General features: G+C 53.1%; 28 protein-coding genes and 1 pseudogene. 10 read left to right on the forward strand and 19 right to left on the reverse strand.

Features of this window, described 5'->3' with window-relative positions:
* Positions 1–57 precede the first annotated feature (57 nt).
* The 4 genes from JJB07_RS15695 to JJB07_RS15710 all read right to left on the reverse strand — a co-directional run bounded on the left by JJB07_RS15695 (position 58) and on the right by JJB07_RS15710 (position 1196).
* Positions 58–261 carry an alpha/beta-type small acid-soluble spore protein gene (locus JJB07_RS15695; RefSeq protein ID WP_201636679.1) on the reverse strand — a complete coding sequence of 68 codons (204 nt, stop codon included), beginning with the start codon at positions 259–261 and terminating at the stop codon, positions 58–60.
* 52 nt (positions 262–313) lie between these two features.
* Entirely contained in the window at positions 314–514 is a 201-nt protein-coding gene (locus JJB07_RS15700; RefSeq protein WP_201636681.1) for a small, acid-soluble spore protein, alpha/beta type, read from the reverse strand.
* Positions 515–673: 159 nt separating this feature from the next.
* On the reverse strand, positions 674–880 hold the full coding sequence (locus tag JJB07_RS15705; RefSeq protein WP_201636683.1) for an alpha/beta-type small acid-soluble spore protein: 207 nt from the start codon (positions 878–880) through the stop codon (positions 674–676).
* Between the two features lie 112 nt (positions 881–992).
* Positions 993–1196, reverse strand: a complete 204-nt coding sequence (locus JJB07_RS15710; RefSeq protein WP_201636685.1) for an alpha/beta-type small acid-soluble spore protein — start codon at positions 1194–1196, stop codon at positions 993–995.
* A 363-nt stretch (positions 1197–1559) separates the two neighbouring features.
* Between JJB07_RS15710 and JJB07_RS15715 the strand changes: the two genes are divergently transcribed.
* Positions 1560–2738, forward strand: a complete 1179-nt coding sequence (locus JJB07_RS15715; RefSeq protein WP_201636687.1) for a tetratricopeptide repeat protein — start codon at positions 1560–1562, stop codon at positions 2736–2738.
* A gap of 5 nt (positions 2739–2743) precedes the next feature.
* On the forward strand, positions 2744–3001 hold the full coding sequence (locus JJB07_RS15720) for a hypothetical protein (protein WP_201636689.1): 258 nt from the start codon (positions 2744–2746) through the stop codon (positions 2999–3001).
* A gap of 66 nt (positions 3002–3067) precedes the next feature.
* On the opposite strand, the gene JJB07_RS15725 is transcribed toward JJB07_RS15720, so the two are convergent.
* The 6 genes from JJB07_RS15725 to JJB07_RS15750 all read right to left on the reverse strand — a co-directional run bounded on the left by JJB07_RS15725 (position 3068) and on the right by JJB07_RS15750 (position 7638).
* On the reverse strand, positions 3068–3868 hold the full coding sequence (locus JJB07_RS15725) for an ion transporter (protein WP_236588159.1): 801 nt from the start codon (positions 3866–3868) through the stop codon (positions 3068–3070).
* Between the two features lie 2 nt (positions 3869–3870).
* Entirely contained in the window at positions 3871–4665 is a 795-nt protein-coding gene (locus JJB07_RS15730; protein ID WP_201636693.1) for a class I SAM-dependent methyltransferase, read from the reverse strand.
* Positions 4666–4788: 123 nt separating this feature from the next.
* A complete protein-coding gene (locus JJB07_RS15735; RefSeq protein WP_201636695.1) occupies positions 4789–5175 on the reverse strand; it encodes a hypothetical protein in 387 nt (128 codons plus the stop codon).
* A gap of 84 nt (positions 5176–5259) precedes the next feature.
* A complete protein-coding gene (locus JJB07_RS15740) occupies positions 5260–5481 on the reverse strand; it encodes a hypothetical protein (protein WP_201636697.1) in 222 nt (73 codons plus the stop codon).
* A gap of 15 nt (positions 5482–5496) precedes the next feature.
* Positions 5497–6543, reverse strand: coding sequence for an HD-GYP domain-containing protein (locus tag JJB07_RS15745; RefSeq protein WP_201636699.1), 1047 nt, complete (start codon positions 6541–6543; stop codon positions 5497–5499).
* A 210-nt stretch (positions 6544–6753) separates the two neighbouring features.
* A complete protein-coding gene (locus JJB07_RS15750; protein ID WP_236588132.1) occupies positions 6754–7638 on the reverse strand; it encodes a hypothetical protein in 885 nt (294 codons plus the stop codon).
* A 182-nt stretch (positions 7639–7820) separates the two neighbouring features.
* Between JJB07_RS15750 and yyaC the strand changes: the two genes are divergently transcribed.
* From yyaC to JJB07_RS15765, 3 genes are all read left to right on the forward strand, one after another.
* Positions 7821–8351: a spore protease YyaC gene (yyaC, locus tag JJB07_RS15755; RefSeq protein ID WP_236588160.1), complete on the forward strand. Its 531-nt coding sequence runs from the start codon at positions 7821–7823 to the stop codon at positions 8349–8351.
* Between the two features lie 163 nt (positions 8352–8514).
* A complete protein-coding gene (locus tag JJB07_RS15760; protein WP_201636703.1) occupies positions 8515–9054 on the forward strand; it encodes a DoxX family membrane protein in 540 nt (179 codons plus the stop codon).
* 154 nt (positions 9055–9208) lie between these two features.
* Positions 9209–9979, forward strand: coding sequence for a TSUP family transporter (locus tag JJB07_RS15765; RefSeq protein WP_201636705.1), 771 nt, complete (start codon positions 9209–9211; stop codon positions 9977–9979).
* 38 nt (positions 9980–10017) lie between these two features.
* On the opposite strand, the gene JJB07_RS15770 is transcribed toward JJB07_RS15765, so the two are convergent.
* The 4 genes from JJB07_RS15770 to JJB07_RS15785 form a co-directional block, all read right to left on the reverse strand.
* Positions 10018–10842: a DUF3226 domain-containing protein gene (locus JJB07_RS15770; RefSeq protein WP_201636707.1), complete on the reverse strand. Its 825-nt coding sequence runs from the start codon at positions 10840–10842 to the stop codon at positions 10018–10020.
* Position 10843: 1 nt separating this feature from the next.
* On the reverse strand, positions 10844–11965 hold the full coding sequence (locus JJB07_RS15775; RefSeq protein ID WP_201636709.1) for an AAA family ATPase: 1122 nt from the start codon (positions 11963–11965) through the stop codon (positions 10844–10846).
* Positions 11966–12127: 162 nt separating this feature from the next.
* The gene (locus JJB07_RS15780; protein WP_201636711.1) at positions 12128–12808 is read right to left on the reverse strand and encodes an LrgB family protein; all 681 of its coding nucleotides are present in this window, start codon (positions 12806–12808) and stop codon (positions 12128–12130) included.
* Complete coding sequence (locus tag JJB07_RS15785) at positions 12778–13173, reverse strand: CidA/LrgA family protein (RefSeq protein ID WP_201636713.1); 396 nt, start codon at positions 13171–13173, stop codon at positions 12778–12780. Before JJB07_RS15785 ends, JJB07_RS15780 begins: the two co-directional genes overlap by 31 nt.
* A 101-nt stretch (positions 13174–13274) precedes the next feature.
* On the opposite strand from JJB07_RS15785, the gene JJB07_RS15790 reads away from it, so the two are divergent.
* Positions 13275–14162 carry a LysR substrate-binding domain-containing protein gene (locus JJB07_RS15790; RefSeq protein WP_201636715.1) on the forward strand — a complete coding sequence of 296 codons (888 nt, stop codon included), beginning with the start codon at positions 13275–13277 and terminating at the stop codon, positions 14160–14162.
* 2 nt (positions 14163–14164) lie between these two features.
* On the opposite strand, the gene JJB07_RS15795 is transcribed toward JJB07_RS15790, so the two are convergent.
* The gene (locus JJB07_RS15795; RefSeq protein WP_236588162.1) at positions 14165–15262 is read right to left on the reverse strand and encodes an alpha/beta hydrolase family protein; all 1098 of its coding nucleotides are present in this window, start codon (positions 15260–15262) and stop codon (positions 14165–14167) included.
* A gap of 115 nt (positions 15263–15377) precedes the next feature.
* Here JJB07_RS15795 and JJB07_RS15800 point away from each other — a divergent pair, with 115 nt between their 5' ends.
* Together JJB07_RS15800 and JJB07_RS15805 are read left to right on the forward strand one after the other, a co-directional pair.
* Positions 15378–16235 (forward strand): proline iminopeptidase-family hydrolase, encoded by an 858-nt coding sequence (locus JJB07_RS15800; RefSeq protein ID WP_201636719.1) that lies wholly within the window; start codon positions 15378–15380, stop codon positions 16233–16235.
* On the forward strand, positions 16232–16774 hold the full coding sequence (locus JJB07_RS15805) for a GNAT family N-acetyltransferase (protein ID WP_201636720.1): 543 nt from the start codon (positions 16232–16234) through the stop codon (positions 16772–16774). Before JJB07_RS15800 ends, JJB07_RS15805 begins: the two co-directional genes overlap by 4 nt.
* A 52-nt stretch (positions 16775–16826) precedes the next feature.
* Here the strand turns inward: JJB07_RS15805 and JJB07_RS15810 are convergent, their stop codons facing one another.
* Both JJB07_RS15810 and JJB07_RS15815 read right to left on the reverse strand, forming a co-directional pair.
* Positions 16827–17234 (reverse strand): DUF1761 domain-containing protein, encoded by a 408-nt coding sequence (locus JJB07_RS15810; RefSeq protein WP_201636722.1) that lies wholly within the window; start codon positions 17232–17234, stop codon positions 16827–16829.
* A 91-nt stretch (positions 17235–17325) separates the two neighbouring features.
* A pseudogene (locus JJB07_RS15815) lies at positions 17326–17511 on the reverse strand (asparaginase); the annotation flags it as partial.
* A gap of 89 nt (positions 17512–17600) precedes the next feature.
* Between JJB07_RS15815 and JJB07_RS15820 the strand changes: the two are divergent.
* Together JJB07_RS15820 and JJB07_RS15825 are read left to right on the forward strand one after the other, a co-directional pair.
* Positions 17601–18473: a LysR family transcriptional regulator gene (locus tag JJB07_RS15820; RefSeq protein ID WP_201636724.1), complete on the forward strand. Its 873-nt coding sequence runs from the start codon at positions 17601–17603 to the stop codon at positions 18471–18473.
* A gap of 93 nt (positions 18474–18566) precedes the next feature.
* On the forward strand, positions 18567–19496 hold the full coding sequence (locus JJB07_RS15825) for an AEC family transporter (RefSeq protein ID WP_201636726.1): 930 nt from the start codon (positions 18567–18569) through the stop codon (positions 19494–19496).
* A gap of 87 nt (positions 19497–19583) precedes the next feature.
* Here JJB07_RS15825 and JJB07_RS15830 read toward each other — a convergent pair whose 3' ends face one another.
* Complete coding sequence (locus tag JJB07_RS15830) at positions 19584–20984, reverse strand: alkaline phosphatase family protein (RefSeq protein WP_201636728.1); 1401 nt, start codon at positions 20982–20984, stop codon at positions 19584–19586.
* Positions 20985–21171: 187 nt separating this feature from the next.
* Complete coding sequence (htpG, locus tag JJB07_RS15835) at positions 21172–23004, reverse strand: molecular chaperone HtpG (protein WP_201636730.1); 1833 nt, start codon at positions 23002–23004, stop codon at positions 21172–21174.
* Between the last annotated feature and the right edge of the window lie 126 nt (positions 23005–23130).

The following is a 23130-nucleotide window of genomic DNA, read 5'->3' on the forward strand; positions in this document are numbered from 1 at the left end:
ACGATAAGGAAAGAGCCTCCCCTAGCAGGGAGGCTCTGAGTTTAGTCTATGAAGTTTTTAGCGTTGACCGCCGGAGAGAGCTTGTTCTGCGAAGGCAACCAGACGCTTGGTGATTTCGCCACCGACGGAACCGTTCAGACGGGAAGCCGTTTCACCGCCAAGGTTTACACCGAACTCAGAAGCGATTTCGTACTTCATTTGGTCCAGAGCTTTTTGAGCACCGTTGACGAGAACTTGGTTGGATCCGCTGTTGTTAGACATTTGATCTACCTCCTATATGGGATATGAATTTTTTGTGCTTGACCACTTTCGGTTAGCGACGGCCGCTCAGAGCCTGTTCTGCGTAGGCTACGAGGCGCTTCGTGATTTCACCGCCGACCGACCCGTTGAGACGGGAAGGAGTTTCACCACCCAGGTTGACGCCGAACTCGGAAGCGATTTCGTACTTCATTTGGTCCAGAGCTTGTTGCGCGCCGTTTACCAGTACGTCGTTACGATTTCCGTTGTTTGCCACTGTGTGTCACCTCCTTGTGTGGTTGTGAGGTTAGTATGGTTCGCTTGCTCCGTTTCATGCATGCTTTTTATCTGGAAATCCGAGGAATTTCTGAGCTTGCCGCAGGGGTGAAAAAAGACCCGAGCCCAGACGGGCCCGAGTCTTTCTTCAAACGAATGGTTAGCGTTGTTGGCCGGACAGAGCTTGCTCCGCGTACGCCACCATGCGCTTGGTGATTTCGCCGCCGACGGAACCGTTCAGGCGGGACGGAGTTTCGCCACCCAGGTTCACGCCGAATTCGGAAGCAATTTCGTACTTCATTTGGTCCAGAGCTTGTTGTGCACCGTTTACCAGAAGTTCGTTACGGGATCCGCTGTTGTTTGCCATGTGAGGCCACCTCCGTTGAGTTTTGAGGCAAGGGGGATTCGCATTATAAGGGAATGTCCCCTTGCCGAATTTTTTGTGCAACGCCTAGCTATTCAGTTAGGAAAAAGTGCGATTAGCGACGGCCGGACAGAGCTTGCTCTGCATACGCCACCAGACGCTTGGTGATTTCACCACCAACCGAACCGTTCAGACGGGACGGGGTTTCACCACCGAGGTTCACGCCGAATTCGGACGCGATTTCGTACTTCATTTGGTCAAGAGCTTGAGAAGCGCCGTTGACGAGGATTTGATTCGATCCGCTGTTGTTGTTAGCCATTGTGTGTGTCACCTCCTCTCTGTGATTGTGTCTTTAGAATGCCACCGAGGAGGGTTTACATGCGTACCAGTTTTTGGTAAAGTCCCTGCCGACTTGCAAGCAGGGACTTTCCACCTTACTTGTTGCGCGCTTTGTTCTTGCTTTTCGCGAGTTCTTGCGGGCGTTGCGGGTACGGAGTGTTCGGGTTGTACGTGTTGTCGTTTTTGTTCGGATCCACTTTGAGTGCCATTGGACATCCCTCCCCGCCCGTTATAGTACCGCCGAAGCCTGCCGTGCATACATCTCGTAAACCCATTTTTCATTCGACAAAATCCTATTGAATTCGACACGCGGATATGTCACAGTAACAGGGGGGTGAACCATATGACAGCAAGTGCAACATCGAACGAAACGAGGGATCCTATCCCCCTCGGTCGTCGGATTCAAGAGATTTTAGAGGAAAAGGGCGCAGCGTATCTGGTTGGGTTCTTTGCCAACCGCATTCGCTTCAACCCGCATCGTCTCGTCTCCATCCTGCAAAGCGCAGTCGTTCCAAGCCCGGAAGATCTGGAACAGATCGCCAAGGGGCTTGGCATCACCGTTGAACGGTTGACGCGTGAGGACACGCAAGAGCGGTTGGAACGCTTGCACGAACTTCTTCAGTCGCAGGGGGCTTCTGAAGAAACCGTTTTGGTAGCGGAAGAATTGGCCGCACTGTCACTGGGGGCGACAGAGCGGGCCGATGCATACTGCCTGCTGGGCAGAGCGTATTATGCGGCCGGTAAGTTGGAAGAAGCGCATGAAGCGTTTTTGAAGTCCTACCGCCTCTATGAACCGGTTTTTGAATTGTATCAAGACTCGGAGCGCATGTACCGTTTCACACATAACCTTTCCATCACCTACACGGTTCGCAAGGAGTACAGCGGGCTGGCCGACTTGTTAAAACGGGTCGAGAGCTTCTCATGGGATGATCCTGTGAAAGCGGGTTCCACGTTTTTTGCCAGTGCAGTCGCACAGTACGAACTGGGGCAGTTAGACGACGCCAAGCGGCTGTTCCAAAAGTCCTTGACCGCTTACCGTGAAACTGATAATCGGGAATATATCGGCCGCGGCTATTACAACCTCGGGCGCGTGCAATACCTGACCGGCGAACTGCAAGCTGCCGACTCCTCCTTGGAATCGGCGTTGCACGAACTCGCCGCGGACAGTCCGTTTCGAATCAAAGCTGTGGAGATGTTGATCAAAGCGCGGATTCACCTCGGAGAACTGGAATCGGCGATGAGATTGATTCAAGAGCACGAGCCGGAATTACACAAGCGACCCCAAGTGTTGGCGTACCTCTACTTGCTACATGCGTACAAGTCGGAGGATCTCAAAGCTTTGGGAGACGTTCTGGCGATGGAGATCGTCGAACGTGAATGGAAGGCGTCCGGATATAAGTATTTAATGAAGCATTATTCTGAACATGGCGATTCGCTTGCGGTCATGACGTATTTTCAGTACTATTTACAAACGGACCAAGATTCTTCATCTTTTGAGGATTTGTTCCAAAGGAGGGACTAGCACCCATGAAAAAACTACTTGCATCCCTGACCGCCCTTGCGATCCTGCTCGCTTTTGGGACTCATCTTCACACCTCGAAACAAGCGGACTGGGCACCGCCGAACCCGATGATTCTGCCCCCGGACCCCAGCGAACCGACCGATCCGGGAACCACGACGGATCCGGAGACGACGACAGACCCGGAGACAACGACAGACCCGGGAACAACGACCGACCTGGAGACAACGACAGGTATTGAAATATTGTTGGACGTTCTCCTCTAGATGCAGTCAAAAAAACACCCGCTCCCCTCTTGGGGCGGGTGTTTTTTCGCTTCTGTCCGCTCGTACTCAAGCCGGTTTGTGCTTATCTTTGTCTTTCCCGTCCGGTCTGTCTCCTTCGCGCAACGCTTCCATGACGCTCAGCAGTTGGCGATACTCTTGGTCGGTGAGGGTTTCAATGCGGTACAGCCATTGCAAGGCGGCGTTTTTCATCTGGTCGCGCACGCGGTTCTCGTCTCGCTCCGGCTCTCCGGTCCCTTGTGACGGATAGGAGAACCCCACCCAATGGTTGGCGAGATTCGCCGTGAACGTACCGATCAAGCCGATGCCGGTAAACATGAGAAACACCGCGATGATTCGCCCGCCCTCCGTTGTCGGAGACACATCGCCATACCCCACGGTGGTCATCGTCACGATTGCCCACCAAATGGCATCGCCGTAGTCTTGAATGCCTCGGTTGTGCCCCGACTCCAACAACAGAATGCCCACAGAACTCCAGGCCACGATCACCAGCATGAAGATCATGATCATCCGCATCTGTTTGGACGACACCACACTCCACAGCAGCGGCGACGCTTTTAAGATTCGAATCAGTCGAATCAAGCGCATCACCCGCGCCAACTGAAAATGCATGTCAAACGGAATCATCGCGATCAAGTCAAACCAATTGCTCACCATAAACTTCTTGGGATTCTCAGACCGCCAGAGTCGAACGAGATATTCCACGCCGAAAAACGCGATCATACAATAATCCACTTCTTGCACGAATTTCTTGGTCAAAAACGGATGGTCGTTCGGATCTGCAAAAATGATGATGGCATACGTAAGTACAACGAGCAGGATCAAAAATTCGTACAACAAGCGCGTCATTTTCACGGACTTTCCCTCTTCACACCGACCATCAACGCTTTGAGCAAGTCGAACGACCACTCCCCTTGCTGATTTTGCTTCAAGTTGAAGATGTCGCGAATGCTCTCGTCGCTTGCCGCCGCGATGATGTCCTGCTCAATCTGCGCCACCACGTCGGACGGGGTCTGCGATTTGCGCGTCCAAGCCCCCAGCGGATGGAACGTGCGGTACTCAAAGTCGACGACGAACGACAGTCCGGCTTTTTCATAGAAGCTCTTCCATTCGCTGAGCCTCCATTCCCGAACGTGCGAGTTGTCGCGCAGAATCTCAATGGCGTTGATAAAAACATCTCCTCCGTCATGCTCCGGCGCGTAATTGTCGACGATCATCAGACGACCGCCCGGTTTCAAAACGCGGGCCATCTCCTCGACGGCGCGTTGCACGTTCGGGAAGTGATGGGCACAGATGCGCGCCGTGATCAGATCGAACGACCCGTCGGCAAACGGCAGGTTTTCCACATCGCCCTCTTGCCAAGACAGATGGGTAAGCCCCGCTGCTTTCGCTTCCCGCTCGGCAATCGCGAGCATCGCCGGGGTCAAGTCGAGCCCAATGCCCTCGCGGATGTGCGGGGCGAACGTCATCAGCGTTCGTCCCGTCGCCGTGCCGATATCCAGCATCCGCTCTTGGCCAGTGAACGAAATCGTCTGCAGCATGTGCAGGAGGTCCGGTTCCTTGACTTCCCCTTTGACGAGATAATTCTCGGCGGTCTTGGAGAAGTATTCCTTGACTTGGTGTTTGACGTCGTCTTGCCCTTCCATAGAGACACCCGCTTTCTCTCTCCGATTTATCTGCTCTATCTGTAGTATACGAGGAGAAGTCAGAAAAACCGATAGCCGATACACAAAAATCGTGTACCGGCTGAAAAGTTCGTGATGAAGCTTCTAGTACCAACCACGTCGATACGGTCCGGGTCTCCCCACACCGTAGCCGCCGCCGTACCCGTAGCCACCGCCATACCCATACCTGCCGCCGTAACCGCCCCACGCATAAAGACCTGCGATCAGCGCGAACGCAATCAAAAACCACGCCGCGAAAAAGACCTGTTGGGTCTCCGGGGTGTCCGATTCCGTTGCGAGTGCTTGGGTGATTTCCGGCTGTGCTTTTTGTTTCATCACCGAGGCGTACCGTGCGCCGCCCATCGGTTGAAGATGTACCCCGCGCTCATCGACTTTGCGCAGAATTCCTTGGGACACACTTCCATCCTGTTGGTGAACGACGATCGGCTGGCCCATAAATTGTCTTGCTGTGCTTCGCCATCTGTTAGACATCATTTCCCCTCCCTTCCCCTCATGCTATGCCGCGCGAGGTGTCGTCGAAAGGGACAAGGGTGGAGAGGAGGGAGCCTGTTTTGCTTACCCGAGTTTTTTGGAGTAGCTGGCGGTGTCCAGCACGCTCTGCTCCAACTCGAGTTTCACTTTCGGGTATTCGCTGATGTACCGGGCGATGTCCGGTTTTTCACTGCATTGTTTGGTCTGGTCGTACAAACGAATCAGGTAGTACAGAAAGACACTTTCCGAAAATGTGTTGCCCGACGCCATCAGGCGGGCTTTGCGAGGACGATATTGAGTGGTCAATGCGTTTCTCTCCCTTCACCAAGAAAGGACGCGGCGGATGCTGAGATGTCGCAATTCTGTGAGGTCGAGGTACACGTCGCCAGTCCGAATTAGAGGCTTGGTCACTTGATACGGCGAAACATACACCACCCGTCCGGTGGTGGAGTCGCTCAGTTCTACGAGATTGCCGATGAAAAATGTTTTCAGATGCGTCGTGAGCTGCCAGACGCAGTGCGGGTCCAACTTGCCAAAGGACATCTGACTCAGTTCATCCAGTGCATTATACAGAGAAACGCTCCAATAGCGCGCCGTTCGCGATGTCAGGTTGACGAACTCGTTGGCGACGGCGACGATGCGGGAGTAGAGATCGATCTCCTCCTCCCGCAACCCGTACGGATAGCCTTGGCCGTTGAGGGTTTCGTGGTGGTTCTTGGCGACCAGCGCGATGCGCTCGGGCAAGCGGGAATTCTGCAACACTTCATACCCGAGGGACGGATGCGTTTGGTACAGCATCATATCGGCGTCGGTCAACCGCTCCTGTTTGCGCACCAGTTCGGCGGGAAGTTGCGTTTTCCCGATATCATGCAGAGCGCCGGCGAGTTGAAGCTCTTCGCACGCATCTCCATCCAGCCCCATCCACTCCCCGAGTTTTTTGCTCAGCATCGCGACACGAATCGAGTGATGAACGAGCGTGTCCTCGTCTGTGAGCAAGGAGATGAAGATGCGAAACGGATTGGTCTCCGGCTCGCAAACTTCTTCGAAGCGTTGCAGCGTGGCGATGACTTCGACGATCTCGACTTTTTTGCTCGACGTTGCTCTTTCAAAAAGCGCGCCCAACTCGCGGGCCGCGCGGTCATAACCGGACATCAACGTCGGATTGAGCAGTTGACGTCCCGGGTTCAGCGTTCGGGTATTCTCACGCTCGATCCAGACTTCGAGGACACCCATCGTTCGCAAGCGCTGGATGCGCGTTTCATTCAAGACGGTTCCCGCCCCGAGCATCAAGACGCCGTCGGGGGAGTACAGGTCCGTCGCGACAATTTGGTTCACTTCCAAGTCCGATACACGGACTTTTATATGCATACCCTTATGACTCCCATCTGCCTCTCGTCTCTCTACTTTATAATTTGAGTTTAACCAACTGGTCAGATCTATTGAATAGTCGGATATTCCTCTTTGCTTCCATGCATTTGGGGGTCATCTGTTACGTTTGTACTACTTGGTCGCTTTGACACGGGCAAGAAGTCATAGGACGAAATAAAAAAAGGCGTCCCCGATGGGATGCCTTTTTTTCTACCGACTATACGCGCGCAAGACCCGCAGGTTCTCAAGCGTCAACCATCCGCACCAGTCCTGTTTGGCTTGCGGCCACGTCTCTTCGAATTGGCCCCACGCCCACGCCGGTTCCCAAACTCCCTCTTGGGTCTGCTTCTCCAGAAGCGAATCCAAGTTGGCGGGCAACACGTCTGCGAATTGCTGATAATGGCGAGATTGCGGGCTTGGTGCGACTTGGATCGGTTGCAGGCAGTACGTCGCCCACTGTTCCGGATCGACCGTCACGCACGCATCGAGCAACCGGCGAATCTTGCTCTCGATTTGACGTTGGGAGGCTTGCGGCAGGCGCTCCTCCAATCGCAAGAAGCACAGCAGTTCGTGGAAGTTCTCTTTTTCCACCGAATTGATGTACGCCACGGCCTTCTCCGTCAACGTCGCCAGCAAGTCGGGAGGCACCAACTCCGCATACCGATGCAGATGCCCGAGAATCTCCGCACTCGGGTTCCCCCAGCCCCATGATTCTTCGGGGTTCGCGCTGTACGTCCACCACGGCGCGCGCGGAGCGCTTTCCACTTCCGGCGGCACGATCTCCCAGAGCAGTTTGTCCCGATTCAAGGTCGTCAGCAGATAGCCGATGACCTGCTGCACCATCTCATTCTCGTGATCGACCGGCAGACGGCCCAACACTTGCAACCCGATCGTCGTCGCAAGCGCTGACGACGCCGCGCAACGGAAGTCCGGCTCCAAGCCGTGCCCGAACCCTCCGTCCTCATTCTGATACGCTTTCAGCTCTACGAGAACATCCCCCACAGATCCGTTCTCAAACTCATAGGAAAAAAGAGCCCGTTCCAAGCCCCGCGCTCTTGTCTTCAAAAACGACTTCGCTCGCTCCCTCTTGCTCAAGTTGTACGTCCCCCTCTCATAGATTCCAATCTTGTAGACTATTATAATACGGAAGAGGAAAAATCGGACAACTCACAACTCTTCTCGTGCGAAAATTTTCATCTTATTAAACAAAACTCAGATACCCTCTTTGCTCTCTTTACGGAAGATGTTATTCTAGTTATAGAGGTGATCCCGTGGCAATGCTCGCCAAGAATTATCGGAATGTACATGGTAGGAAAGACCTGACCCGCTGTCTGTTTCAATTTTTCCCGGACGACATGACAACGAGCGACATCTTGTTCCTCTGCATAGGCTCAGACAAAGCAACCGGCGACTGCCTGGGTCCGCTGTTGGGTACGTATCTGAAGGAAGCCGGGTATCAGAACGTCATCGGCACGTTGGACGCCCCCTGCCACGGCCTCAACTTGCAGGGAATCGTCAACTCGTTGCCTGCGAACAAACAGGTCATCGCCATCGACGCCTGCCTTGGCCAAGAGCACAACCTCGGAAACTACGAGTTGCGTGTCGGCCCGATGAGAGCAGGCGAAGGCACAGGCAACAACTTTCCTCCGGTCGGGCACTACAGCATCCACGGATTTGTGAACGTGCATACGACCAACGTGAAATTGAACCGGGACAACCTGCAAACCACGTCGTTCGGGTTTGTGCGCAAGATGACGAAGGACTTGCAGATTGCGCTGATGGCGAGATTTCCGCTGGAGTTGAAATAGGTGGTGAAGCCCTTTCTTTGGAAGGGGCTTTTTTATTTGCTTCGAATCAGGGAGTCCCCCCCTCAAACATCAGGGAACCCACTGAGTTCAATTCCCTGTCAAACAAACTACAATGAACGTATCGCAATTGTTCTTACGTTTGACTCAATGAGGGGGAATCCAGATGTTCGTCAACTGGTTACGTTCCAACCGATACGCTGCCCTGCTGCTCACACTTCTTCGCCTGTATCTCGGGTACGAATTCCTGCACGCCGGGTGGGAGAAGATTACCGGTGAAAAGGCGTTCGATGCAACCGGCTTTTTGAAAAACAGCCTGGCACATCCGGTGCTCAGCCCTGACAAAAGCACCGTGTTTCCGACCTTCCAGGCGTTCTTGCATGATTTTGCCTTGCCGCATGTGAAGATCTTCAACTTCCTCGTTCCGTGGGGCGAGCTACTTGTCGGCCTCGGCTTGATTCTCGGAATTTTGACCACGTCGGCGATGTTTTTCGGAGTCCTGATGAACTTCATGTACCTGATGGCGGGAACCGTTTCCTCGAATCCGTGGGACATCCTCCTCGGGATGTTCATTCTCGTCGCCGGCTATAACGCGGGCAAGTTCGGTGGCGACTTCTACGTCATCCCGTGGTTGCGCGGGTTGTTCAACCGGAACAAACCTCGAGACAATCAACGTCCACACAACAACAGCCGTATCAACGTCTAGTCTGCCTGCGTCACTTGCAAACACCTGCTCGACCAGAGTTCGGATCTCAACCGGACTCTGGTTTTTTCTATTTTCGTCTCTCGAAAGGTTTTAGCGAGGGGAGGATGGAAGTAGTAAGGGAACTTATTTTGCGGATGGAACGGAGAGTTTTAACATGTGGGATCACATCAGTTTTGGCATGTTGACGTTTCTGGTCGTGGCAGGGTTTATCGCGTCGTTCGTCGATTCGGTGGTCGGCGGCGGCGGGTTGATTTCGGTTCCCGCGCTGTTGCTGACCGGCATACCGACGCCGATTGCACTGGGCACGAACAAATTGGCGGGCACGCTGTCGTCTTTCACGAGCACGATCTCGTTCATTCGCTCGGGAAAAGTCAACTTCGGTCTCGTGAAGTACCTGTTCCCCCTGTCGTTGCTCGGCTCGGCCACCGGGGTCTTGATCGTGAAAATGATTCCGTCCGACTTCTTGAAGCCGATCGTGGTCGTCATGCTGATCGTGGTGACGATCTACACGCTGTTCAAGAAAAACTGGGGCGACAAATCGACCTACCAAGGGCTCACGAAAAAAGTTGCCGTGCTCGGGGCGATCACAGCGCTTGGCATGGGCTTCTACGATGGATTTTTCGGTCCGGGGACAGGTTCGTTCCTGTTGTTCATCTTCCTGACGCTGGGCTTTGACTTCGTAGGCGCGGCAGGCAACGCGAAAGTGTTGAACTTCGGAAGCAACTTGGCGGGCATGGTGACGTTCATGTCGCTGGGGATGGTGAACTACGCGTACGGAATTCCGATGGGGATCGCGATGATCCTCGGCGCACTCGTCGGCTCCCGCGTGGCAATTCGCAAGGGCGCGTCTTATGTACGACCGCTTTTTATCTCCGTCAGTGTGTTGATGATTGGGAAACAGTTGTGGGATCTTGTAAGTAAATGAAAAAGAAGGCTACCGCGATTGCGGTGCCTTCTTTTTTCTCATTCCTGTTCTGGTGAGCAGGGTTCCATGCCCAGCAGTTGTTGCAAGAAATATTGCAACTTCGAAGCACTCGATAACGTCATCGTGTTCGTACAGAACCACTGGTCTCTAGCGATCGAGACCGCATTGGAAGTTCCGGGTCGAAGCAAGTTGTTTATGCAACCGATCACGGCTTTGTCTCGTTTGGAACCTGTCCAATCTTGTCCATAGTTTGGAGCGAAATGATCGACGTATTCCACCGCTTTGTCATGAATGTCTGGGTAAGAGCCCGCCGCACATTCGAGCAATACGGTTTCGAGAGTCCCCGTTTGTTCATTGTCTGGAAGGACATATACCCCAATCCGCTGTCTCCGTTCGAGAACGAGGCCTGGCTCCGCGAAATTAGCAAAGTGACTCATCACAGCAGGAGGATTTGGGAATTCCTCTAGTTTTTCCTTATAATAGGCCAATGCACCGCTTGGTGTTCTACCGTCTGCATCGCCCATGATGGAAAGAGAGGTGAAACTCTCCCCGTTGTCATCAAGGTTTGAAAGAGTAGCCATCATGGTCTTCACCAACGCTGATTCCCCACCTACCGCGTGGATAGCGATTAGGTCTAGGTCTTGATGATCCCCATACCGGAAAAACAGCGGAACCGGCATACGTTCGGTCATATCATCGTTGTAGGGAAAGTCAAGCTTCGTCAGGTGTTCAAAGTATCTGTCCTCATCGAGCTTGTTCAAAGTCAGCAATTTTTTGATCTGACGCGCTCCTAAAAGTTCGAGCACTTTCCCCACCGCAGCCGCGTCATGCGCACCTTCGACCACCATGTAGTGGTATCTCACGTCATCTCACATCCTGACCAAATTCATGTCGAAGCGAATAGAGGTCTTTGCCTGCAAATCGTTTGGCGATTGTTTGATTGGTTTGTTGGACGAGTCGGTAGCCGACAATCCGATCTAACCGCTCTAGGGAGACGTTTTCTGTTTCTAAGTCAACATCAATAAAAGTATCTACTATAGCATCAATGGCTTCCAGACTATGGGTCGATACAAACAACTGCACATCAAATAGTGAACAAGCTTCCACTAACCATGAAAATACTTTTGATAAATTCCGATGGTGAAGGGCTGTTTCAACCTCGTCAATGAGTAAAACACCATGGTTTGCCTGTATTACAGCAGATGCCAACGTCAGAACTCGACGCATTCCATCACCGTATACAGACACTGGAACATAAGATTTATATCGATGCTGAATGAATGGGATGGCAGATACACCGTCTGGAGCGAGCAGTTCAATGCCCATAATGTCGGAATCAAACATTTGCAACAAATAAATGAGTCCTTTTTTGTCTGATTGAAAAGTTTGAGTAAGCGATTTAGCTTCAATGGGAAGCATCCTATGGTCAACTGGTGTCACCATACGAGATGGAACAATGTCTTTCCCATTTGTGCGTAACCCACGAGGAAGTTCCGATGTCAAAAACGATATTTTTTCCTCGACTTCTACTAGAGCCATGTAAAAATGACGCAAGGTAATTTCCAGAGCTCGAGACTCGGTTTGATCATAGGGCTCTAAAGCATTCTCATATGTTTTTATTATTTTTGTCTCTACACAGGAAGTTACATAGCTATGTCTTACTCCATGAATCGATGCTTCAAGTTGAATTAATTCTCGACCCATAGAACCCTCATTCTGATCCTGGCTACGAGATACGGGAAACATCCACTCAACGGAAGTTTCCAGCGGCACTCTAAAATTAGATATTGCACGATCACGCCCCCTAGAGGTCTCAACGAACTTCGCAATACTTATTGGATTACACACGAGCTCAATCGCTTCCAAAACGCTTGTCTTCCCTGCGTTGTTTCCACCGACAATTAAATTCACGGAACCAAGACCTTCTATTCTCAAATCTCGTATTCCACGAAAGCCCTCTATTTTCAAATTATTTATATGCTTCACGAATGGCCGACCTCCTCTGGCAAGAACTGCTAACTAGCAGTCTGCTGGTTCTGATTACTACTTATTCAAACCTAGTGGGAAATCCTGCTCCCAAACAGTAACAAAAAAACACTCCCGGCAATCTGACAGGGGTCAGATCAATCGCCGAGAGTGTTTTTTCTCTCACAACGTCAACAAAATCGGTATCAACCCGAGACTCACCACAGCCGTCAGAATCATCGACAGGCTGGAAATCGTCCCTTCCAACGCGCCGACGGAGAACGCAACGGCCGTGCCGGCCCCGTGGGCGCTGAGTCCCAGCATGACGCCCCGTGAAATCGAAGAGCGCAGTGCCAGTTGCTTGAGCAACCAAGGTCCGAGCATCGATCCGGTAATCCCCGTCAGCAACACAAAAACCGCAGTCAACGAAGCCTGCCCGCCGATTCGGGATGAGATGTCCATCGCAATCGGCGTCGTGACCGAACGCGGGGCGAGACTTGAAATCAACATCGGGCTCAAATGAACCAGCCACGCATAGAGACAGGTCGAGCCGACGGCAATCAAACTTCCTGCCACGATACTCGACACAATTTCCACCGCATGGCGCTTCATCACCGCCCAATTTTTATACAAGGGCACGGCGAATGCCACCGTCGCCGGACCCAGCAAATCGGAAAGCCACTGTGCCCCGCTCCAATAGGACGCATAGGAGACATGCGTCCCTTTTACCAACAAGATCAAAAGCAATGGCCCGAGCACCAACGGAGAAAACCACACATACGACCACCGTTTGTGCAGAAACTTCGCTCCCAGATACACCAAAACCGTCGCGATCAGACTGAGGACTGCGTACCCTGTTTCCATTTCCGTCCCCCCTGTTTCCAACGAACGATTCGTTCTGTCACCAAGCCGACTGCCACCATGACCGTCACCGTGCTGCAGACGATCACCGCGACCAACTGAATTCCGCTTTTGGCAAGCAGGGAGCCGAAATCAACGACCTGCACAGAGGCCGGGATGAAGAACAGCAGCATCTCGGACAGCAACAACGCCGCCCCCGCTTCCACCCATTCCAGCCGAATCACACCCGTTGCAAGGAAGATCAGCAACAGGCCGAGTCCGATCAAACTTCCCGGGATGGGAATTTCCAACGCCTGCACGATCAACCGTCCTGCTTCATAAAACACCGTCAAGATCAACACTTGCCCGATCAATCGTACAACTTTCATCCGTTCTCACCTCTCGGAGCCCAGTATACACCCCGAGAACGCATAGGTATAATACATATACTGCATTCACTTCATTCCGTTTGGCTATAGGAGGAGTTCACGTGGACATCCGCCAACTGACCTATTTCGTCGAGGTGGCACGGCTGGGTTCGTTTACCAAGGCCAGTCTTGCCCTGCACGTCACCCAACCGACCATCTCCAAAATGGTTCGCAATTTAGAGGAAGAACTGCAAGTCACCCTGCTCGACCGCTCTCAGAAAAAAATCCAACTCACCGATGCCGGTGCCGTTGTCTACACCAAGTCGTTGGACATCTTGCAGTCGCTGCACAACTTGACCTCCGCTTTGGACGATGTGCGCAACGTCCAGACGGGGACGCTGCGAATCGGGCTGCCTCCGATGGTGGGGGCGCCTTTTTTTGCGAGTCTCTTGGCAGAGTTTCATGCCGCGTATCCGCATGTGTCCATTCAATTAGAAGAGCACGGCGGCAAGCGTGTCGAACAGCTCGTGGAGGAGGGCACGCTCGATTTCGGCGCGACTGTGTTGCCGGTGAACTCGGACGTGTTCGAAGTTCACCCTTTTTATAATGAAGCTTTAAAATTGCTTCTCCCCGCTCACCACCCGTTGGCAGAGCGGAACAGCGTGGGGCTGGAGGAGTTGCGGGACGACTCGTTCCTGCTGTTCAGCGAGGAATTCTCCCTGCACGACCGAATCCGCGAAGCCTGCCGCATCGCCGGGTTCCAACCGCAAGTCGTCTGCGAAAGCTCGCAATGGGACCTCATCCGCCAAATGGTCGCCGCCGGACTCGGTGTGGCGTTGCTGCCCGAGATTCTCTCCCGCGACCTCCCCCTGAACTCGATTCGTGTCCTCGACGTCGATCGCCCGCAAATTCACTGGCACCTCGCCGTCATCTGGCGTCGGGAACGCTACCTCTCCTTCGCCGCCCGTGAATGGCTTGCGTTTCTCCAGAAACGGTTGGCGAAAGTGTAAGCTTAGACGGCATTCCCGTCTGCATCGATCTGTGCGACTCTGCTGTCGATTGCGATGAACTCCTGATACGCTCGATTGCGCCCCAGTAGCCACTCGTCCAAGAACGCCACCGTCAATTCGGAGATCGCCTCTTGCAAGACAGCGGTCTCCTCGACGTTGCCGAACAGGATGGGAAAGTCGCAAAACGTCATGTGGTTGGCACCTTTTATTTTTATTAAAGATCTGAATCCCTTCGCTCGATCAAACAGAAGGCGTTGGCCTGACAACGTGGCTTCTTTTACAGATTCTTGCATGCCGGACTTCGCCAGATCGTCCCGACTTGTGTTCATCTGACGCTGGAGTAGCAGCGGTACCTGCACCTCCCGCTCATACGCAGGCAGATGCAGACTCGGGTCCTGCAAGACGACAGCCTTCACTCGGCTGTCCTCCTCCGCCAATGCGTACACAGCCGCCCCTCCCAAACTGTGTCCGATAAGTCCGATGCCATTCAAATCCAATTGGCCTTTCAACAAAGGGTCCTGTTCATTCCACACGGCCAGCTCGTCCAACACCTGAAGCAAGTCGAGACGTCGAACCTCCACCAACTTCCGCAGAGCATCAAAGTCTCCAAAGTCAAACCCTTCCAAAGCGGCCCCCTGACGCAAAAACTCCCCGTCCGGCATCACGGTAAAAAGCGTCTCATACGCAGCCCCGACCGTCACGACAACATACCCCGCCTGAACCAACTGCGAGATGTTGTATTGGTACAAATCCCGATCCACTCCCATCGCCGGTGAATAGACGACGACCGGTTTGGGATGGTTGGTGCGTGTCATCTCAGCGAAATCCTGAATCCCGCACGTCAAACTGCGCAGATGCTCCTCCTGTGCACCCATTTCCAGAAGCGTCTGCAAAGACTGCTCCACGGCGGGAGCGAACACGTTTAGATACGGCACTTCTTGTTCCGGAGCAACGTCTGCTCCCACCGGATAGTAGACGCTCACCGGAAACCGACGAATCGCTTCCCTCTGCTCCGCGTGCTCCCCTTGCGTTGCGCCCTTGCTACGATGCAACCACTCCACACGCTGTTCATCCGACAACACGTTCACGACACGACCCATTCGCTTCAACCGATTCGACCACGCTTTCTTTTGGTATCCTATTATTTTACTTTTCTCTCACTTGTAGTACAATTCTTTTACTAGAATCGAAGCAATTGAACAGGAGCGTGTCAGGATGAGAGAAGGCTATGTAGAAGTAACGGGCGGCAAAATCTGGTATCAGGTACTTGGAGAAGGCAGTGAAACTCCGCTCCTGACGTTGCACGGAGGACCGGGTTCCACCGGTTTTGGCTTGGAGAGCTTGGAACCTTTGGGCGATGAACGATCCATCGTCATCTACGACCAACTGGGATGCGGCTATTCAGACCGTCCCGATGACATGTCGCTCTGGCAGTTGGATCGGTTTGTCGAGGAATTGGGACAAGTCCGCGAAGCACTCGGTTTGAAAGACGTGCATCTCTTGGGACATTCCTGGGGCACGATGCTGGCAGCTTCCTATCTTCTGACTCGCCCTGAGGGCGTTCGCAGCGTGATTTTCTCAAGCCCTTGCCTGAGTGCGTTGCTGTGGGCGAAGGACCAAGGCGAGCACTTGAAAGGGTTCCCGCAAGAGTTCCAAGAAATCGTCGCCCGTTGCGAAGCGGAAGGGACGACGGATTCCGAAGAGTACCAAGAAGCGATGATGCAGTACTACAAACGTCACCTCTGCCGCATCGACTCGCCGCCGAGACCCGAAGATCGAGGATTCGGTTCGGTCGTCTACAACACGATGTGGGGTCCGTCCGAATTCTGCGCTACCGGGAATTTGAAAACCTACGATGTCACGCCCCAACTCCATGAACTCGAGATTCCGACCCTGTTCCTTTGCGGTCGCCATGACGAGACGAAGCCCGAGACGCTCGCCTACTACCAAAGCCTCGTCGCCGGCTCTCAACTCCACGTTTTTGAAAACAGCTCACACAAAGCGTATCACGAAGAAACGGATGAATACCTTCGCGTTGTGCGAGAGTTTTTGAGAGGAGTGGAAACCCGATGACCTCTGAACAGACGTTCGAACTGCGCACCGGCCAAACGCTCACCCTCCGCCAAGCACATCCGGACGATGCAGAAGCCATCTTGGACTATATCCATCTCGTGTCCGGAGAGAGCGACAACCTGTCCTTTGGTGTAGGCGAGTTCACGACAACGCTTGAAAAACAAAAGCAAGTCCTCGAACAATGGAGTGCAAACGGCGGCTTGTACCTCCTCGCGCTCGTCGACGGCGAGATCGCGAGCACCCTCACGTTCGAAACCGGCTCCCGACCGCGCAATGAGCACAAAGGGGAGTTCGGCATCACCGTGCAGAAAAAGTTCTGGAACCTCGGCATCGCCACCAAGATGTTGTCCTACATGATCGACTGGGCAAAGCTCGTCCCACGCATCCGAAAAATCAACCTCCACGTCCGCACCGACAACGACCGCGCGATCGCCCTATACGAAAAACTCGGCTTCCAACACGAGGGCCGCGAGACTCGCAGCATGCAAATTCACGGACAGTTCTTCGACACCTACCTCATGGGGCTCCCCCTCGACTAACGAAAAAAAGGGCTGCCAAGCGCTCGCTTGGACAGCCCTTCTTTTTATCTACTTACGTCCACAACGTCTGAATCACGGAGTTCAGGAGGAACACGACCACATGGAAGCCCGCCTGAATTCCCATCAACTTCATCGCACGGCCTTCGAACAAATAGTTGATCGTCGTCGCCGTAATCACGATCAGCGAAAGCAACAGCCCGACCGCCAACCCGTCGCCCACCGACTGTGCATTCGTCCATTGCAACAGCACTGCCAGCAGGAAGGAATTCACCAGCGAGATGATGACCGCGCCGATCATCGGTCCGGTCGCCGAAACCATGTCTTCTTTTTTCTTCGAGATCAATTTCATCCACACGTTGCCAAACAGCACCGGGGAGTACCACAGCGAACCGACGATCATCCCGACCACCATGCCCACCAAAATCGCCCAGAGATTCAGAGCAGAAAAGTCCACATTCATTTCGTTAGATCTCCTCTTTGACTGGAATAAGAACGGTTTTAATAATAAAGGCTCATTCTCATGAATGTCAAGAGATGTGCAGTTGAAATGCGGTTTCCACGTCTTCGCCCATATGAACAGCCGTGGCGACCATCCCCGCGTGTTTGCCGGAGCAATTGCTGTAGACCGGGGTGAGTTCGCCGCCCATGCGGATCAGTTCTTTGTAGCTTTCTTCGTCACGGGGGACGTGGGTCCCGCATTGCAGCACTTGTTCATCATGACCTGCCCGCGCCAAGATGGCCGCCGTCCCCGTATCGAAAATTCCGCCTTGCTCTACTGGCACCGTTTTTTGCTATACTGGAAAAAAACGGCCGAAAGGAACTTCAGATGGACGACCGCGACTGGCTGATCTTAAAAACACTCTACGAAAAAAAGAACATCACCAAAACCGCACAAACCCTCTACACCGCACAACCGACCCTCACCAAACGAATTCAACAAATGGAGCGCGAGTTCAACGTAACCCTCGTGCAACGCGGAACACGCGGTGTTCAATTCACACCCGAGGGCGAATATCTGGCGAAGTGCGCCGATGAGATGTTGGATCGCTTGCAGCAGATCAAGGAGCATGCGCTGAACTTGAACCAGGAAGTGATGGGAACGCTTCGATTGGGCGTTTCCAACTATATTTCCAAGCATAAGTTGCCGCGTCTGCTGAAACTCTTTCGCGAGCGCTTTCCCCATGTCGATTTCAAAGTCTCGACGGGCTGGAGTCGAGATGTATTCCAACTCGTCTACAACCAAGACGTCCACGTCGGCATCGTCCGCGGCGACTACCAATGGCCGGATGCCAAAAAGCTCCTGTTCCAAGAGGGCATCTGCGTCGCCTCTCAAAACCCGATCGACCTCCAAGACCTCCCCTCGCATCCCCGGATCGAATACGAAATGGACGCCCTCATGAAGTCGATCATCGACAACTGGTGGAGCCGCACGTTCGCCCACCCGCCGCTGATCGGCATGGAAGTGGACAAAGGCGATACCTGCAAGGAAATGGTGATCCACGGTCTCGGCTACGGCATCCTCTCGAGTGCGCTGATCGAACATCATCCCGACCTGCACCGCATCGAAGTCACAAACGACCGAGGAGAGCCGATCGTGCGCGACACGTGGATGTTCTACCACCACACAACGCTTGAAACCAAACTGGTTCATGAATTTGTGAAGTTCGTCGAGAGCATCGATTTTACGAAAGACTTGTAGCGATTCCGGTTTTCTATGACCGTCGATTCCTTATTTGTATTTTTCGACAGCAGGGGGTTGGGACTATGATGGGTCTACAAGGAGTGATTCCCTATGACCATCCTGCTGTTGATCCTCATCAACATCATCTTTCCCGTTTTCGCCTTGATTGGCGTCGGGGCGTTCTTGCACCGGAAATTCAAATTCGATATGAACACCCTGTCAAAGATCAACACCTACCTGCTGATGCCGGTTGTCAGTTTTGAAAACATCTACAAGAGCAAGATTGGCGGCGATACGCTCCTCCACATCTTCGTGTTCTTGGTCTTGCAAGCGATCCTCTTGATTCTGGTAAGCAACGGAGTCTCCAAACTCGCGAAGTTCGACCGCGGGCTGTCCGTCACGTTCAGCAACAGCGTCGTGCTGAACAACTCGGGCAACTACGGACTGCCGGTCTCGCAATTGGTGTTTGCCGACCATCCGCTCGGGATGTCGATCCAAGTGGTGATCACGATCTTCCAGAACCTGCTCACCTACACCTACGGACTGCTCAACGTGGTCTCGGTCCATCAAAACCGCTGGGCTTCGTTGAAGGAATTTTTCAAAACTCCCGTGATCTACGGCATCCTCGCGGGGCTTTTGCTCAACGCGTTCAACATCGAGATTCCGCTGTTTCTCTGGACTCCGATTGAAAATGTCGCCAACGCGTTCCTGTGCATGGCCCTGATCACCTTGGGCGCGCAAAGTGCGACGCTGAAACTCACGTCCTTCACCCTGCCGCTTTCTCTGAGCTTGATCGGCCGGTTGCTTCTGCCCCCGTTGCTGGCCATTGTCCTCATTTACTTCTTGCATCTCGACGGCGTCACGGCACAAGCACTGCTGATCGCCTCCGCCTACCCCACTTCGCGCAACAGTGCGTTGTTCGCGCTGGAATACAACAACCACCCCGAGTACGCCGCCCAAGCGGTCTTGCTCACCACGATGTTCAGCTCCGTCACAGTCGCGCTCGTGGTGTACGCGGCGCGGATTCTCTTCGCCGTGTAAAGGTAACCGCGAAATCCGTACGGCAACGAGCCTCTCTTATAGAAAAAAAGCCCCTGTGCCACAATTCTTGTGGACAGGGGCTCTTTTTTACTTCCAAATGTCGTAGATCGGGTTTGCCGATGAGCTGTTTCCGGCATGCGGCAGTCCGTACAAGTCCTCAATCGTTCGCAGGACGTTCAGGTGGTTGATGAATTCACTGTATACGCCCAGACGCACCATCGGGCCGACGAACATCGTCGGGATCTGGTTGGTGGGTGAGAAATCATCTTCATCCCATGTCACGATGAGCAGGCTGTTGTTCGACTTCGCCCACTGCACATAGGCATCCAAGTGGTCATGTAACCAGGTATCCCCTTGAGCCACGGTGCCGTCGTGCATGTCGTTTGTCATGTTCGGGATGACAAACGAGACCGTCGGGAGGAGGTTGAAGTCGCTCGGAAACTGGGTGAACGGCAGATTCACACTCGCAGGAACGTTGGTGAAGTCGGCCCACGGATTGTGCTTGCGTCCGTATTGCTTGTACCAGTTCCCGGTAAACCCGACCGAAGGCAAGTCCTCCGAATAGCCGGCAAATGTCAGATAGGCATCCAGCAAAGAACTGGCAAGGTTCGGGCCTGTGAACGAATGCGGAACGGAGTCGTCGTTCACCCCTTGGTTCGAGCCTGAGAACAAGGCAAGATAATTCGGCTGGCTCGGATGTTGAACCCCGTGCGAGTTGCTGAAGTACGCTCCCGAATTGGCGAGCTGATTGAGATAAGGGGCAGTTCCGTTTCCGATGATCTGTGAACTTTTGCGGTTCTCTTCCACGACGATGACGACATGCTGAGGGCGAATGGCGGCTTTGCGTTGCTGAATTTTTTTCATCGCCAAATCGATCAGCGTGGCGGCATCTCCGCGTTGCATCTCCGCTTGAGAGCGATACTGAGCCGGATCGGTGATCCCCTGCGCGCTCAACCCAAGTGCTGTCACATTGCGGACACCCGTTTGCGCCCACGAGTCCGCATCGGCGACCGAACTCTTCCCCGCGTTGTCGGGAGCGCTGATGCCGATCTTGCTCATAAAATTCCACACCATCTGCGCAGCTTCTTCGCGCTTGATCGCCTGCGTCGGAGAGAACGTCGTCGCACTCGTTCCGTTGACGATCCGGTATTCAAAAGCAGTCTTGATATACGGCGCCGACCAACTCTCCGCACTATCTCCAAACGGCATCGATCCCGTTCCCATCGGCAGACCCAAAGCTCTCACGAACAGAGTCGCAAACTGTTCCCGAGTGATCGTTTCAGACGGACCGAATCGACCGTCTCCATACCCGGTCAAGATGCCCTGCCCTTTCAACTCCGCAATGTACGGAGCGTTCGGATCGCTCGGAGATACATCGCGAAAATTGCTGTCTTGGGCATTTGCGGGTAAGGTTGCGAATATTGAACAAGCAACCGCAACCGTAGCGATGCTGCCGATAAGAGATGAAGTCCATCGTGATCCATTCATTTTGCGTACTTCCTCCCCTGCTCCAATGAGTCTATCTTACTATAAGATTCGAGAGGAAGTACCGCTTATGTCGTTCAAATTGTCATAGGCTTGCGAGACAAACACCCTGTGTCTTTCTCGCATCGTTGCTCATCCCCTCTGCTATCAAAAAGTCCCCGATCGCGAGGATCGAGGACTTTTCGTATGCTTACACCATGATCTTGCAAATATCGTTCGTGAATTCGACCGGGTCCTGCAACGGCAACCCTTCGATGAGCAGCGCTTGGTTGTAGAGCAGGGCGGTGTACAGATTCAGCTTCTCTTTGTCGTTCTCAAACGCAGCCTTCAACGAGTGGAAGACCTCGTGCTGAGGGTTGATCTCCAAGACTTTGTTCGCTTTCACACTCGGGTTGTTCGGCATGGCATTTAGAATTTTTTCCATCTCGATGGTGACGTCTCCCTCTGTCGACAGGCAGACGGGATGTTTTTTCAAACGCTTGGACGCTCGAACGTTCGTCACTTTGCCCGACAGTTGGGTCGTCATGTACGCGAACAGCTCTTGGTTCTCTTGCTGTTCTTGTTGAGTTTGGTTTTCCGCTTCTTCGATGCCCAAGTCACCGCTGGACACGTTTTTGAACTCCTTGTCCTTGTAGGTCATGAGCATCTTGATGGCGAACTCGTCGATGTCATCGGTGAAGTACAGCAGTTCGTATCCCTTGTCGGTGACCAACTCGGTCTGCGGAAGTTTTTCGATTCGCTCGATGGAATCGCCGGTCGCGTAGTAGATGTACTTCTGGTCTTCCGGCATTCTCGACACATACTCGTCGAGCGTCACGAGTTTCTGCTCCTTGGAAGAATGGAACAGCAACAGGTCTTGCAGTGCGTCTTTGTTGGCTCCGAAGTCGCTGTACACGCCGAACTTCAACTGTCTGCCAAACGAGTTGTAGAACTTTTCATACTGCTCTCGCTCATCCTTGAGGAGGCTCAGGAGTTGGCTCTTGATCTTGCCGGCGATATTTTTGGCGATCAATTTCAGTTGACGGTCATGCTGCAACAGTTCGCGCGAGATGTTCAACGACAAGCTGTCGGAATCGACCATCCCTTTGACGAAGGAGAAATGGTCCGGCAGCAGGTCGGAGCATTTGTCCATAATCAAGACACCGTTCGAGTACAGCTCCAACCCTTTTTCAAATTCCTTGGAGTAATAGTCAAACGGAATCGTCTCCGGGATGAACAGGATCGCTTGGTACGTCACAGACCCTTCGACGTTCAGATGAATGTGCTTGATCGGCTTGTCGAAGCCGTAATGCTTCTCCGTGTAGAAATTCTCATAATCTGCGGGAGTCAGCTCGTTTTTATTTTTCCGCCAGATCGGGACCATGGAGTTGAGCGTCTGGTCTTCTTGATCGGCGATGTCCATTTTGATCGGGTAGCGGATGAAGTCGGAGTATTTCTTGATGATCGCTTTCAACCGATACGGTTCCAAGTATTCGTCGTAGTTCTCGTCTTCCGTGTTCTCCTTGATCTTCAAGAGAATCTCGGTGCCGACGTCCTGTTTGTCACAGGGTTCAATCGTGTAGCCCTCGGCCCCCGTGGATTGCCACTGGTAGGCGCGTTCACTTCCCAAAGCGCGGCTTCGGACGATGACTTCATCCGCCACCATGAACGCAGAATAGAAACCGACGCCGAACTGGCCGATCAGATCGTGCCCGTCCTTCGATTCGTGCTCACGTTTAAACGCAAGAGAGCCGCTCTTGGCGATGACGCCAAGGTTGGCTTCCAACTCCTCCTCGGTCATACCGATCCCGGTATCGCGGATGGTGAGAGTGCGGTTTTCCGCATCCGCCGTGACTTTGATGTAATAATGGTCTTGATCGAAGACCAGGGTCGAGTCGGTTAACGCTTTGTAGTAGATCTTATCAATCGCATCGCTTGCATTCGAAATTAACTCCCGCAGGAAAATCTCCTTCTGCGTATAGATGGAGTTGATCATCATCTCCAGCAGTCGTTTGGATTCTGCTTGAAATTGCTTTTTTTCCATCTCAATGTACCCCCTGAAAGCAGGATATTAGTAGCACTCTACCAGATCGAGTGCCAACATCTATTTATATAACATTCTCCCATTTGCATGTCAATATTGGGAAATGAAAAACACCCTCGCGAGTTC

This window comes from Tumebacillus amylolyticus, assembly GCF_016722965.1.
Taxonomy (GTDB): Bacteria; Bacillota; Bacilli; order Tumebacillales; family Tumebacillaceae; genus Tumebacillus; species Tumebacillus amylolyticus.

What these genes read in the sequence shown, in the direction of transcription:
- JJB07_RS15695 (WP_201636679.1), bottom strand. Translation starts at nt 261, where the DNA reads ATGTCTAACAACAGCGGATCCAACCAAGTTCTCGTCAACGGTGCTCAA.
- JJB07_RS15705 (WP_201636683.1), bottom strand. Translation starts at nt 880, where the DNA reads ATGGCAAACAACAGCGGATCCCGTAACGAACTTCTGGTAAACGGTGCA.
- JJB07_RS15710 (WP_201636685.1), bottom strand. Translation starts at nt 1,196, where the DNA reads ATGGCTAACAACAACAGCGGATCGAATCAAATCCTCGTCAACGGCGCT.
- JJB07_RS15715 (WP_201636687.1), top strand. Translation starts at nt 1,560, where the DNA reads ATGACAGCAAGTGCAACATCGAACGAAACGAGGGATCCTATCCCCCTC.
- JJB07_RS15720 (WP_201636689.1), top strand. Translation starts at nt 2,744, where the DNA reads ATGAAAAAACTACTTGCATCCCTGACCGCCCTTGCGATCCTGCTCGCT.
- JJB07_RS15725 (WP_236588159.1), bottom strand. Translation starts at nt 3,868, where the DNA reads ATGACGCGCTTGTTGTACGAATTTTTGATCCTGCTCGTTGTACTTACG.
- JJB07_RS15730 (WP_201636693.1), bottom strand. Translation starts at nt 4,665, where the DNA reads ATGGAAGGGCAAGACGACGTCAAACACCAAGTCAAGGAATACTTCTCC.
- JJB07_RS15735 (WP_201636695.1), bottom strand. Translation starts at nt 5,175, where the DNA reads ATGTCTAACAGATGGCGAAGCACAGCAAGACAATTTATGGGCCAGCCG.
- JJB07_RS15745 (WP_201636699.1), bottom strand. Translation starts at nt 6,543, where the DNA reads ATGCATATAAAAGTCCGTGTATCGGACTTGGAAGTGAACCAAATTGTC.
- yyaC (WP_236588160.1), top strand. Translation starts at nt 7,821, where the DNA reads ATGCTCGCCAAGAATTATCGGAATGTACATGGTAGGAAAGACCTGACC.
- JJB07_RS15760 (WP_201636703.1), top strand. Translation starts at nt 8,515, where the DNA reads ATGTTCGTCAACTGGTTACGTTCCAACCGATACGCTGCCCTGCTGCTC.
- JJB07_RS15765 (WP_201636705.1), top strand. Translation starts at nt 9,209, where the DNA reads ATGTGGGATCACATCAGTTTTGGCATGTTGACGTTTCTGGTCGTGGCA.
- JJB07_RS15780 (WP_201636711.1), bottom strand. Translation starts at nt 12,808, where the DNA reads ATGGAAACAGGGTACGCAGTCCTCAGTCTGATCGCGACGGTTTTGGTG.
- JJB07_RS15785 (WP_201636713.1), bottom strand. Translation starts at nt 13,173, where the DNA reads ATGAAAGTTGTACGATTGATCGGGCAAGTGTTGATCTTGACGGTGTTT.
- JJB07_RS15795 (WP_236588162.1), bottom strand. Translation starts at nt 15,262, where the DNA reads ATGGGTCGTGTCGTGAACGTGTTGTCGGATGAACAGCGTGTGGAGTGG.
- JJB07_RS15800 (WP_201636719.1), top strand. Translation starts at nt 15,378, where the DNA reads ATGAGAGAAGGCTATGTAGAAGTAACGGGCGGCAAAATCTGGTATCAG.
- JJB07_RS15805 (WP_201636720.1), top strand. Translation starts at nt 16,232, where the DNA reads ATGACCTCTGAACAGACGTTCGAACTGCGCACCGGCCAAACGCTCACC.
- JJB07_RS15810 (WP_201636722.1), bottom strand. Translation starts at nt 17,234, where the DNA reads ATGAATGTGGACTTTTCTGCTCTGAATCTCTGGGCGATTTTGGTGGGC.
- JJB07_RS15820 (WP_201636724.1), top strand. Translation starts at nt 17,601, where the DNA reads ATGGACGACCGCGACTGGCTGATCTTAAAAACACTCTACGAAAAAAAG.
- JJB07_RS15825 (WP_201636726.1), top strand. Translation starts at nt 18,567, where the DNA reads ATGACCATCCTGCTGTTGATCCTCATCAACATCATCTTTCCCGTTTTC.
- JJB07_RS15830 (WP_201636728.1), bottom strand. Translation starts at nt 20,984, where the DNA reads ATGAATGGATCACGATGGACTTCATCTCTTATCGGCAGCATCGCTACG.
- htpG (WP_201636730.1), bottom strand. Translation starts at nt 23,004, where the DNA reads ATGGAAAAAAAGCAATTTCAAGCAGAATCCAAACGACTGCTGGAGATG.